This window comes from Desulfocastanea catecholica (genome assembly GCF_054657295.1).
Window position 1 is genome coordinate 1 of the sequence record NZ_BAAHYZ010000006.1, and the last position, 12,296, is coordinate 12,296.

Annotated in this window: 11 protein-coding genes; 7 read left to right on the forward strand and 4 right to left on the reverse strand. The window is 50.5% G+C overall.

Features of this window, described 5'->3' with window-relative positions:
- Positions 1–353 precede the first annotated feature (353 nt).
- From ACYQ8U_RS06990 to ACYQ8U_RS07000, 3 genes are all read left to right on the forward strand, one after another.
- The gene (locus ACYQ8U_RS06990; protein ID WP_459944817.1) at positions 354–1,697 is read left to right on the forward strand and encodes a UDP-glucose dehydrogenase family protein; all 1,344 of its coding nucleotides are present in this window, start codon (positions 354–356) and stop codon (positions 1,695–1,697) included.
- Positions 1,698–1,782: 85 nt separating this feature from the next.
- Entirely contained in the window at positions 1,783–2,901 is a 1,119-nt protein-coding gene (gene gmd / locus ACYQ8U_RS06995) for a GDP-mannose 4,6-dehydratase (RefSeq protein WP_459944818.1), read from the forward strand.
- 13 nt (positions 2,902–2,914) lie between these two features.
- Entirely contained in the window at positions 2,915–3,982 is a 1,068-nt protein-coding gene (locus ACYQ8U_RS07000) for a GDP-L-fucose synthase family protein (protein WP_459945014.1), read from the forward strand.
- Between the two features lie 36 nt (positions 3,983–4,018).
- Here ACYQ8U_RS07000 and ACYQ8U_RS07005 read toward each other — a convergent pair whose 3' ends face one another.
- Positions 4,019–5,329, reverse strand: a complete 1,311-nt coding sequence (locus ACYQ8U_RS07005) for a hypothetical protein (RefSeq protein ID WP_459944819.1) — start codon at positions 5,327–5,329, stop codon at positions 4,019–4,021.
- A 354-nt stretch (positions 5,330–5,683) separates the two neighbouring features.
- On the opposite strand from ACYQ8U_RS07005, the gene ACYQ8U_RS07010 reads away from it, so the two are divergent.
- The 4 genes from ACYQ8U_RS07010 to mutY are packed head-to-tail and all read left to right on the forward strand — an operon-like array spanning position 5,684 to position 8,923.
- Positions 5,684–6,751, forward strand: a complete 1,068-nt coding sequence (locus ACYQ8U_RS07010; protein ID WP_459944820.1) for an iron-containing alcohol dehydrogenase family protein — start codon at positions 5,684–5,686, stop codon at positions 6,749–6,751.
- A gap of 2 nt (positions 6,752–6,753) precedes the next feature.
- The gene (locus ACYQ8U_RS07015; RefSeq protein WP_459944821.1) at positions 6,754–7,479 is read left to right on the forward strand and encodes an AzlC family ABC transporter permease; all 726 of its coding nucleotides are present in this window, start codon (positions 6,754–6,756) and stop codon (positions 7,477–7,479) included.
- Positions 7,464–7,796: an AzlD domain-containing protein gene (locus ACYQ8U_RS07020; protein WP_459944822.1), complete on the forward strand. Its 333-nt coding sequence runs from the start codon at positions 7,464–7,466 to the stop codon at positions 7,794–7,796. Before ACYQ8U_RS07015 ends, ACYQ8U_RS07020 begins: the two co-directional genes overlap by 16 nt.
- Before the next feature lie 5 nt (positions 7,797–7,801).
- A complete protein-coding gene (gene mutY, locus ACYQ8U_RS07025; protein ID WP_459944823.1) occupies positions 7,802–8,923 on the forward strand; it encodes an A/G-specific adenine glycosylase in 1,122 nt (373 codons plus the stop codon).
- On the opposite strand, the gene ACYQ8U_RS07030 is transcribed toward mutY, so the two are convergent.
- The 3 genes from ACYQ8U_RS07030 to ACYQ8U_RS07040 all read right to left on the reverse strand — a co-directional run bounded on the left by ACYQ8U_RS07030 (position 8,920) and on the right by ACYQ8U_RS07040 (position 12,172).
- Positions 8,920–10,365: an exodeoxyribonuclease III gene (locus tag ACYQ8U_RS07030; protein ID WP_459944824.1), complete on the reverse strand. Its 1,446-nt coding sequence runs from the start codon at positions 10,363–10,365 to the stop codon at positions 8,920–8,922. The two genes, mutY and ACYQ8U_RS07030, sit on opposite strands and share 4 nt — an antisense overlap.
- 64 nt (positions 10,366–10,429) lie before the next feature.
- Positions 10,430–11,689: a diaminopimelate decarboxylase gene (locus ACYQ8U_RS07035; protein ID WP_459944825.1), complete on the reverse strand. Its 1,260-nt coding sequence runs from the start codon at positions 11,687–11,689 to the stop codon at positions 10,430–10,432.
- 12 nt (positions 11,690–11,701) lie between these two features.
- Entirely contained in the window at positions 11,702–12,172 is a 471-nt protein-coding gene (locus tag ACYQ8U_RS07040) for an Lrp/AsnC family transcriptional regulator (RefSeq protein WP_459944826.1), read from the reverse strand.
- Positions 12,173–12,296 lie beyond the last annotated feature (124 nt).

Genomic DNA, 12,296 nt, shown 5'->3' on the forward strand with positions numbered 1-12,296 from the left:
TAGTGTTCCGCAAAGTCCGCGGCAAACTACTTGATCGACGCTGGGCCGTCAAGAGGTTTTTTGTCATTGAGGGAATTATTGTTTTATCAAACGAGAGCCGTTTTTAAAGTGCTCGCCCTGGCTGCATTATACATAAACTACAAGCCAATGACAAAAGGTTTTGTGCGGAGGAGTAATTGCGCAATCTGCAAAGAGTAATCGAACACCTGGCCGGCAGACAGCCTACGTTCATAAATTATTTCTTCATGGTGGTTAGGCTTGATTAGTTTTCATTTCATGATATTATGCTGACCGATTTTGTCTTGAGAGAATTTTCGGTCAACTTTTCGTTTTTTTACTTGGTAGAGGAAGTCATGAATGTAACTGTTTTTGGAGTTGGTTATGTCGGGTTGGTGCAGGCGGTGGTGCTTGCTGATGTTGGACATAATGTATGTTGTGTGGATGTAGATGAAAAGAAGATCGAAAGCTTGAAGGATGGCGACATTCCTATTTTCGAACCGGGATTGTCGGACCTGGTGCAGGTCAATTATGAAAAAAAGCGTATTGATTTCACCACCGATGCTGAAAGGGGCATTAACCATGCCGAACTTCAGTTTATCGCAGTCGGCACTCCCCCCGATGAAGACGGCAGTGCCGATCTAAAGTATGTACTTGCGGTGGCCGGCATGATCGCCACGCATATGCAGGAGAGCAAAATCGTCATCAATAAGTCCACCGTTCCCGTAGGTACCGCCGATAAGGTCAGGGCGCATATGGCCGGTGTTCTCAAAAGAAGAAATGTCGATCTTGCCTTTCATGTGGCATCCAATCCCGAGTTTTTGAAAGAAGGCTCCGCTCTTGATGACTGTATGCGGCCGGAGAGAATTATTGTCGGTACTGACAGTGATCTTGTTGAAGAGAGGATTCGTGAGCTCTATGAGCCGTTTAGCAGAAATCGCGATAAAATTATGCTTATGGACGTGCGCAGTGCCGAGTTCACTAAATATGCGGCCAACTGTCTGCTCGCGACAAAAATTTCCTTTATGAATGAGATGTCCAACCTGGCGGAACGAATGGGTGTGGATATCGAACAGGTCAGACGGGGAATAGGGTCGGACTCTCGTATTGGCTACCAGTTTATTTATCCCGGCTGCGGCTATGGTGGTTCCTGCTTTCCCAAAGATGTGCAGGCGCTTGAACGGGCGGCAAACGATATCGGCTATGAAGCTAAAATCCTCCGGGCGGTTGAGAGTGTTAATTATAAACAGAAAGAAAAGCTCTTTGAGCATGTGAATTCTTTTTATAACAACGATATCTCCGGAAAAACTATCGCCTTGTGGGGGCTTGCCTTTAAACCGAACACTGATGACATGCGCGAAGCCTCCAGCCGGGTGTTGATAGAAGCTTTGTGGCAAGCAGGCGCCAGGATACAGGCATATGATCCCGAGGCGATGGAAGAGGCCCAGCGGATTTATGGAACCAGAGACAATTTTACCTTGATGGGCACCAAAGAAGCCGCCCTGCACGGAGCCGATGCCCTGGTTATTGTTACCGAATGGAAGAGCTTTCGGGTGCCTGATTTTAAGAAAATGTCCGAAGAACTGTCTGATAAAGTGATTTTTGATGGTAGAAATCTGTATGATCCCGGCCGTGTAGAAGCCATGGGACTGGCCTATTACGGCATTGGTCGAGGACGATCGGTTAAAAAAATCATATGAATTATAGTACCCGGGGGAGTAAAAAGAGTCTTGGCCTATTTCCCGTTTCCCGGGACAAAAATAACAGAGAAGAGAGTGTGAAGAGATGAAAAAAGCCCTCATTACCGGCATAACCGGGCAGGATGGAGCGTATCTGGCAGAGTTCCTTCTCAAAAAAGGCTACGAAGTACACGGCATAAAGAGGCGGGCGTCTCTTTTTAACACGGATCGTATTGACCATCTTTACCAGGATCCTCATGTAGGTGACCGAAAATTTATTCTCCATCATGGTGATCTGACCGATTCTTCCAGTCTTATTCACATCATCGGCAAGGTGCTGCCGGACGAGATCTACAATCTTGCCGCCCAGTCGCATGTTGCGGTCTCCTTTGAAGAACCGGAATACACCGCCAATTCGGACGCCTTGGGAACGCTTCGGGTTCTCGAGGCGATTCGAATCCTCGGCTTGACGGAAAAAACGAAATTCTACCAGGCTTCCACCTCGGAACTCTTTGGCAAGGTCCAGGAAACGCCGCAAACTGAGACAACGCCTTTTTATCCGCGTTCGCCCTATGCGGTGGCCAAGATGTATGCCTACTGGATTGTCGTCAACTATCGGGAAGCATACAACATGTACGCCTGCAATGGCATCCTTTTTAACCACGAGTCGCCCCTGAGAGGAGAAACTTTTGTCACCCGCAAGATTACCCGGGCTTTGGCGAGAATTTATCTCGGCTTGCAGGATTGTCTGCATCTTGGAAACCTGGATGCCAGGCGCGACTGGGGACATGCCCGCGACTATGTGCAGATGCAGTGGTTGATGCTGCAGCAGGATAAACCTGAAGATTTTGTTATTGCTACCGGAGAACAGCACTCCGTGCGGGATTTTGTCAACGCCGCCGCGACAGAAATCGGCATACGCTTACGCTGGACTGGAACCGGTGTCGATGAAATCGGCATTATCGATCACATTTCCGCCGGGAAAGCCGTGCAGCAAATGAAGGTTAATGATGTCATTGTTCGGGTCGATCCGAGGTATTTCCGGCCAACCGAGGTTGAGACCCTGCTCGGTGATCCTCGGAAGGCCAAGGAGAAACTCGGCTGGGTACCGAAGACGACCTTCTCCGAGCTGGTAGTTGAAATGATGCGTTCCGATCTGGTACAGGCCAAAAGAGACGAACTCTGCAAGAGCGAAGGCTTTACCATTCTCAACCATCACGAATAAAACTGTCATGCACATGATTGCTGATGAAAAAATTTTTGTTGCCGGGCACCGCGGCATGGTTGGTTCGGCTATCGTTCGGCAGCTGAAGAGACTAGGCTGTAAAAATATCATTACCCGGTCGCATGCCGAACTCGATCTGACAGATCAGGCGGCGGTTGGCAGATTTTTCCAGACTGTGAAGGTGGACAGGGTAGTTCTGGCCGCAGCCAAAGTCGGCGGCATCCATGCCAACAGCGTTTATCCGGCGGAATTTATCTATATCAACCTGATGATAGAGACTAATGTCATTCATCAGGCGTTTAAAGCCGGGGTGCAGAACCTCCTGTTTCTCGGCAGCTCATGCATCTATCCCAAACTGGCGCCGCAACCGATAAAAGAGGATTACCTTCTCACCGGCACTCTAGAGTCGACCAACGAGCCCTATGCCATCGCCAAGATTGCCGGGATCAAAATGTGTGAAGCCTATAATCGGCAGTACGGTACCTGTTATCGCTCCGTCATGCCGACGAATCTCTTCGGTCCGGAGGATAATTACCATCTGCAAAACAGTCATGTTATTCCTGCCATGCTGCGTAAGTATCATCTGGCCAAACTGGCCATGGATGGCAATGTTGCGGCAATCATGGCAGACGAGGCACGCTACGGCCTGATACCGGAAAATATCAGGCAGGCTCTGGGCTATAGAGCCGACACGAACAGTCTCAGTAAGGACCATATACCGAAGGTTATTCTCTGGGGCACCGGTGCACCGCGCCGGGAATTTCTCCATGTCGACGATATGGCGGCCGCCTGTATCCATGTAATGCATCTCGATCAAGGGCACTTTGGCGATGAGAATCCATCCTTTTTAAATGTTGGGACGGGACAAGACCTGACCATCCGGGAGACCGCCTCATGCATTGCCGAACTGGTCGGCTATGCCGGAGAGACGGTTTACGACACCGAGCAGCCGGACGGGACGCCGCGAAAGTTACTCGATACTTCGAGGATCAATAGCCTGGGCTGGCAACCCCGCTTCAGTTTCAGGGAAGCACTCGAGGATACATATCAGTCTTATCTCAAGGCGATCACCTCTCCCTGAGAGCTTCTGTGGTGCGGTGCGGAGGGGAGGTGTCTCTTATTCTTCGATGTTTTTTCGGAACCGGCGAATCATGTCGTGGCGGATTTTCTCGAGATCCAGACGAAAGATATCTTGGGGAAACAGCAGTTCCATAACCCCCGAATCAAAAATCCGTTTCACCTCATACTCATCGTGGGAGACCTCTTTTTTGTACATGTAATTCAGCCATGAGCGGTTGTTGTGGATAATAAATTCTACCCGCATGCCGCCCAGCCGGGCAAAAAACTTCAGCATCTCAGTTTTTGAGCTCGACCCGGTCGCTGTTGTTCTGTATGCAGTAGATCCGGTCAAGGTGTCGGAAATGTCTTCCAGGACCATGAAGCTGTTGGCTTTTGATGCCGACCGCGTCAGGTGCGTCTGAAATGTTTTTATGTCGGCAACGGAATCGAGAACGGCCATAAGACCAAGCTCGTCATCGACGGCTACCGCTGGATTTTTTTGGTTTTTTCGCAGCAATTTGAGGACCTTCGCCTCGGGCGGTTTCTTGCGGATCGAGACATAGATGGGGATCTCTCGATATCCGGCGGAGAAACGACGGCGTTTGAGCAGGGTGAGCTTCGACCCTTTGCCGAGTTGAACCTCTTTTGCTTGTTTTTCGTTAAGAACCTTGACGCTGTTGCAGCAGAATGTCTCCTCGGAGTGCTGTGAATATAGATATGCAATATCATGTTCTCCAATTTTCAGGTTTTTGCTCCACACGTAATCGTTGAGAAAATGTAAAAAATTGGAAAACTTTTCTTCGATGCCTGTTTCCCTTTCCCGTTGATCAATGCTCCCGGCCAGATTCATGAGTACCAGCTTACGCCGTGCCTCAAACCGGGCCTTTTTATGGTACCTGTCGTTAAACATAATGAGAAGGAGAGTGACCGGATCGTTGGCCACTTCAATTTCGTTGGTGGTGTCGACAAAGGAGGCGTAGGGTTTTAAAATTTTTCCTTTTAGAGAGTTGACAACCGCGTCGGCGGTGCGGGCATATTCGTACACCCTGGCTTCGATTTCCCGGGATGATCCATTAAGGCCGAACATATTGCCGAGCAGTAAGCAGGCACGATGGCTTCGATTTATTTGCGTTTCCGGGTGCTGTAGAAGTTCGTTAAGCTGGGCAAAACTGGTAATTTCCAGAAATTCAAATATCTGGCTGCGAAGGGCACGATATTTGGTTATATTGATTCGCTCCCGGCAGAGATTTTTTACCCATTTCCTGGTATGGGAAGAGAACGGTTGGGTCAAATAGACACTGTCTTCGACCGCCAGTGGGCCATGCTGCTGCAGAGAGGTAAATACGCTGTCTTCGCTGATAACCGACATTTAATCTTCCTGCTCCTATCTTGAAAATATGAACCTTTGACTTACTCTTAGCACCTTAGTTAACCTTCAATGTTTTCTTGCCTGTTGCCCATTCTACCGGCTATTGCAAATATAAACAGTGGAAAAATTACCGACAGGAACGAATAAACACACACAAAAAGATGAATGGAAATCGTACTTGAGTTATAGTCGAATCTTTGTTACGGGAAGGTGAAACGTTCACCGGTACCGGATCTGTTTTGTCATCGGCCTGTAAACCTGCCGGCAGGAGAGTGTCAAGACCTCTTTCGCTTCGTACACCATTCCGGGCAAAGGTATTTTTGATTTTTTAAAACTTTTCAAGTGGAACTGAGCATGTTCAGAAATTTCAGTATTGTACCGAATATAATGTTTGGTAGAGGTTCGTTCAATCAGCTGAGTGATATCGTCAAGCCGCATCGGATAACTCCTGATTCCTATTTTGTTTTTGTTCTCGACGATGTCTTTTTCGGCAAACCCCTCGAAGGCAGGTTGCCCCTGCAGGGCAATGATCTGAAATTACTGGTCAATGTCGATGATGAACCGAAGACCAGTTATATAGACGCCCTCGTGCGGCAAATTCGTGACTACAGCGGGGTGAAACCGGACGGTATCGTCGGCATCGGCGGCGGGGCGACCATGGATATAGCCAAGGCTCTTTCGCTGATGCTCAACAATCCCGGGTCGTCAGCCGATTATCAGGGCTGGGATCTGATCAACAACCCCTCTGTTTACCATGTAGCCGTGCCTACCTTGGCTGGGACCGGGGCGGAAATCTCCCGGACGACCATCCTGACCGGACCGGTGAAAAAACTCGGCATAAATTCGGACTACACCTTGTTTCATCAGATCGTGCTCGATCCCGAACTCCTTGCCGGGGTGCCGAAGGACCAGTGGTTCTATACCGGTATGGACTGTTATATCCACGACGTCGAGTCCCTGCAGGGTACTTTCATCAATGAGTTCAGTAAGGCATATGGTGAAAAGTCTATCGACCTGTGTCGACAGGTTTTTCTGGAAGATCATCCGGCAAAGGACGACAAGCTGATGATGGCCTCCTATTTCGGCGGGATGAGTATCGCTTATTCCCAGGTCGGAGCCTGTCACGCGCTGTCGTATGGACTCTCTTATGTGCTCGGTATTCATCACGGTATCGGTTGCTGCATCGCTTTCGATTATCTGGAAGAGATTTACCCGGAAGGGGTGCGCGAGTTCAGGCGGATGATGGACAAACATCAGATAACGCTGCCGAGAAACCTCACCAGCAATATGGCTGAGGAGGCCCTTGAACTGATGGTCACCACCGCCCTTAATCTGGTACCCCTTTGGGAAAACTGTTTGGGACCGGACTGGCAGAAAAAAATGAGCCGTGAACGGTGTCTTGAGCTGTATCGGCGGATGTGATTTTGCCCGATTTGCTCGAGGTTGATAAAAGTCGGCAATTGTCTCCATCGTCTGTCCACTGCTGGACAGGGTTCAAAAGGGCCTTGCCCATTGTTCTCGGCTATATACCCATTGGTTTTGCCTATGGCGTGCTGGCTGGGAAAAGTGGCTTGTCCGAAGCCAATACCCTGTTGATGTCGCTGATTGTTTTTGCCGGCTCGGCGCAATTTATCGCAGTCGGTCTGTTTGCCGCCGGGACCGGGCCCGCTGCGGTAATCCTCACCACCTTTGTCGTCAATCTGCGCCATATGTTGATGGCCGCCTCACTTGCCCCCTATCTTGCCGGCTGGAAAAAGCGATATCTTGCTTTTTTTTCCTTTGAGCTGACCGATGAAACCTTTGCCCTCCATTCATCAGCGGCTGGAAAACTGAGTGCTTGCCGGCTGGAGGCTTTGTCGCTCAACATGACCGCCCAGGCATCCTGGGTGCTGGGCACTGGTTTAGGCATCATCGCCTCCGGCCTGATAGGGGATATAAAACCCCTGGGGCTGGACTATGCCCTGGCGGCTATGTTTATCGGCCTGCTGGTGGGGCAGTGTAAATCCCCGGTGCAGCTCATTACCGCAATTCTGTCCGGGGGCATTGCCACCTTGCTCTATCTTGCCGGCTGGCATCAGTTTCATATTATAGTCGCAACAGTTACCGGGGCTACCCTGGGTTTGGGGGTCGAGCTGTGGATCAAACGCTGATTCTCTGGACAATCGTCGGCATGGCGGTTGTCACCTACCTACCCCGGCTACTGCCCACCCTTTTTTTGAGCGGCAAGACTCTGCGGCCGATTTTTGCCTCCTGGCTGCGCCTGGTCCCTCCCGCCGTTTTGGCGGCAATGCTTGTTCCTTCCCTACTTGTGCGTGAAAACTCCATAAATCTGGCTTTTGACAACCTCTTTTTCTGGGCGGCTCTTATTGCTTTTCCCGTGGCCTGGAAATGGAACAGTCTCTGTGCCACGGTGGTGGTCGGTATGGGCCTGGTCGCCGTTGGTCGCTACCTCGGCTGGGGGATGTAATATCGATGAAGAGTGTCCTCTCTGCCGCTGACTGTCCAGAAATTGTCCAGTCGCTGCTGCAATGGTTTCGCATTATCAACCGCGATCTCCCCTGGCGCCGCACCTACAATCCGTATCATGTCTGGATTTCCGAAATCATGCTGCAGCAGACCCAGATGGATCGCGGGGTCGCCTATTTCCTGCGCTGGATCTCGCGGTTTTCCGACGTTCAGGCTGTGGCAACGGCGGAGGAACAGGAAATTCTCAAATACTGGGAAGGGCTCGGCTACTACGCCAGGGCGAGAAATCTGCACAAGGCGGCAAAAGTCATTGTCGGTGAATTTGGCGGTGAGGTTCCCTGTGAGTACCAGCGGCTCTTGACTTTACCTGGCATCGGACCCTATACTGCGGCCGCGATTGCCAGTGTGGCGGGTAATTTTGATGTGCCGGTGATAGACGCCAATGTCGCCCGGGTCTATACCCGGCTTTTTAACATCGATACTCCTGTCAAAGAGCAAAAAACACAAAAGCGGTTGAGCGAAATAGCCGAAAATCTCCTGCCGAAAGGGCAAGCCAGGGCGTATAACCAGGCATTGATGGATTTCGGCGGCCTGGTCTGCACACCGAAAAAGCCTCACTGCGCAAAATGCCCTGTCGCCGCGTCGTGCCGGGCCCTGCATGCGGGAACCGTTGCCGAGCGACCCCTGCTTGGACCAAAAAAAAATATTATCACCGTGCACAGGGTGGCCGGCCTTATCAGGTGGCAGGAGAAGGTTTTTATTCAGCAGCGTAAAGCCGGTGATGTCTGGGGTGGATTATGGGAGTTCCCCGGCGGAGAGATAGCCGCAGGGGAGCCTGGCGCGCAGGTTGTCTCGGAAATCTTACAGGACACCGGGCTGTCCGTGGCACTTGTCAAGCCTCTTACCAGGGTTATGCACCAGTACACCCATCATAAAATAATTCTCCACTGTTTTCTCTGCACCCTGGAGGGAGAAAAAACTGAACCCGTGCTGCGATCAGCCTGCAATTCCCGATGGATTTTTTTGGATCAGCTCAATCAATTTGCCTTCCCGGCGGGGCCAAGAAAACTCATCGAATATATCCGAGCCAGGCAGCCGGAGCTTCTTGCCGGTGATATTTCCCTTTAATCAATGCGATAGTGCAGCTCGACCGGACAATGATCTGAGCCTAAAATATCTTGCAGGATTGCGGCACTTTTCACCTTTGTCTTCGCCCCTTCACTGACACAAAAATAGTCAATACGCCAGCCGATGTTATTGGCCCGGGCACTGAAGCGGTAGCTCCACCAGGTATATTGCTCCGGTTCCTGGTTGAAGATGCGAAAGGTATCGACGTAACCTGCGGCGACGAAGCTGTCCATCCAGGCACGTTCCTCCGGGGTGAAACCGGCATTTTTTACGTTGCTTTTCGGGTTTTTCAGGTCGATTTCCTTGTGGGCGACATTAAAGTCGCCGCACAATATCACCGCCTTTTTTGCTTCAAGTTCCTTGGCAAAAGCGGTTAGCCTTGCATTGAAGCGCAGCTTGTAGTCAAGTCGTATTAAATTTTCACCGCTGTTGGGAAAATAGATGTTTATCAGGTAAAAGGTATCGAATTCCAGGGTCAGCACTCTCCCTTCGCAGTCAAATTCGGCGTCGCCCAGGCCGTAATGCACGGCCGACGGCTCGATCCGCGAGTAGAAAGCCACCCCGGAATAGCCTTTTCGTTCGGCGCTGTGCCAGTAGGACGTGTAGCCGGGAATATTTTTTAATTCTTCGGAGAGTTGGTCCGGTTGGGCCTTGGTCTCCTGCAGGCAGATAACATCCGCGTCGAAATCCGGCAGTGTCGTGACAAAGCCCTTTTTTTCAATGGCGCGGATGCCGTTGACATTCCAGGAAACAAATTTCAACGTGCTGTTCTTGTCCATTTTAACTCCGGGTATCTTGCGGGGACGTACCCCTTTCTGCGGGCACTTCTTTTCTAAGGGGCAGATATCACAATGGGGACCAAGCGGTCTGCAGATCGACTGACCAAAGGCAACGAGGAGAGAGTTTACGCCAATCCAGTGCTTTTCCGGCAGGCTTGCCCGTAGAGCCATTTCCGTTTTCAGGGGACTATCCGTCTCGACATATTGCCATATATTGAAAATCCTGTGCACATGCGTGTCAACGCAGATAGCCGGTTTCTGGAAGGCGACGCTGACCACCAGATTGGCTGTTTTCCGGCCGACACCCGGCAAGGTGATGAGCTCTTTAATGGTATCCGGTACTTTGTTGCCAAATATTTTTAGACTGTCCGGCAGTTTGGCCAAGTGTTTGGCTTTGGTGTTGTAGAAGCCGACAGGATAAATCAGGCGGGCAATTTTTTCTTCCGGCAAGGCAGCGAGGGAAGCCACGTCCGGGGCTACTTTAAAAAGTCGTGCCGAGGCCTTGGCCGTGGTTTCGTCCTTGGTCCTGGCGGAGAGAATCGTCGCGACCAGAACCTTAAAGGGGTCTCTGGTCTGCACCGCAATCAGATCGACCACCGGCACCTGTTTATTACGAACGGCAGTGGCAACGGTAGCCAGAAACACGTCTATATCAATGGTCATCTGAAAATCCGACCTTTTACACGTTTATCAAAATGTAGTTGCGCCACAGTCATAACCGACGGTTTTACGGCGTTAACAGATCCGGTTCGAAATCAAGGGTGGCAAAATAATCCTCCACCTGTTCTGCCCGGCGGATGAGTTCGACCTTGCCGTCAACAGTGAGAAGCAGCTCTTTCGGGCGCAGGTTACCGTTATAGTTGAAACCCATGGCACTCCCGTGGGCACCGGTGTCCTGAATGACGAGGATGTCGCCGTCTTCGATCTTCGGCAACCGGCGCTGTACCGCGAATTTGTCGTTGTTTTCACAGAGCGAGCCGACGACATCGACAATTTCCGTTTCAGCAGTACCATTCTTGCCAAGCACATCGATATGATGATAAGCGCCATACATGCCGGGTCGCATCAGGCAGCTCATCGAGGCGTCAACCCCGACATAGGTGCGGTAAATATCCTTTCGATTGATGGCTGTAGTGATGAGGACACCATGCGGACCGGTCATGAAACGGCCGCTTTCCATGTAGAGGGCCGGTTCATAGCCATGCTGTTCGCGGAAACTCTTGAAGATTTCGGTGATCTGACTGCCCATGGCCTTAATGTCTAATACTGCAATGCCCGGTTCGTAGGGGATACCAAGACCGCCACCGATGTTGATGAAATCAAAGGTGATAGCAAGTTCAGCGGAGATATCGGCGATAAGTTCCAGCAGCATTCGGCTGGTCTGTACCATATATTCATGATTCAGTTCATTGGAGGCGAGCATGGTATGAATGCCGAAACGCTGAACGCCTAAGGACTTTGCCTGGCGGTAGGCGTCAATGATCTGGTCGTCACTCACGCCGTATTTGGCCTCGGTCGGGTTGCCGATAATCTCGTTGCCGCTTCTCTTCGCACCGGGATTGTAGCGAAAGCTAATCAGCTCGGGCAGTACCGGTACCTTGGCCAGCAGGCTGAGATCATCGAGGTTGAGAATCGACCCGCCATCTTTGGCTGCCTCAATGAAATCGAGTTCACTGGTGTTGTTGGAAGTGAACATAATATCCTCCCCTCGGCCACCGACCTGACGACTGAGACGGAGTTCGGCAATAGAACTGCAATCAAAACCGAAGCCCATGTCTTTCATGAGCGAGAGGATTTTTGGATTGGGCAGGGCCTTTACTGCATAGTATTCGCGAAAACAGTCGATTCCGGCAAAGGCTTTTTTTAGGTTCTCTCCTGTCTGCCGGATACCCTTCTCGTCGTAGATGTGAAAAGGTGTCCCGTAATGGCTGGTAATTTTATCCAATACAGGAAAAAGTCGGGTTTTATAGGACTGTGACATTGGCATGGGACTGCTTCCTTATGTGGTTTGGCTAATGGTGAGTGGCAGTGGTATCTGGCTGGTTTCCTTGACCGTTGCTAAGACCGTTTCGGTGCTGGTGGAAAGTACGCCGTCAATAGTTGTTATTTTTTCCTGCAGCAGCTGGCCAAGTGCCGTGGTATCGGCACTGCGTATTTTTACCAGATAGCAGTCGCTTCCTGAGACGAAGTGAACCTCCTGGATCTCGGGGATCAGGGAGAGTTCGCTGCCGACCTTATCCGACATGGCCGGGTTGGTCTTGATGTGTACGAAGGCAACCTGGGCCCGGTTGAATTGCTCTGGATTCAGTCTGACTTCGTAGCCGTCGATAATCCCCTGTTTTTCCATTTTACGAATCCGTTCGAGGACTGCCGACGGTGCCAGACCAACCTGCCGGGAAACCTCGACGTTTGGAATACGGGCCTTTTTTTGCAGTATATTTAATATTTCGAGACTGATCGCATCGAGCATATATCCTCCTTGTTTAACAGTAAATATATTCTTTATAACAATGAAGTCAAGAACAATATTCTGTTAATACATGAAAATAAGTGAATATATTCGCCAAAGTTATCAATAGACTGCACAAAAAGAC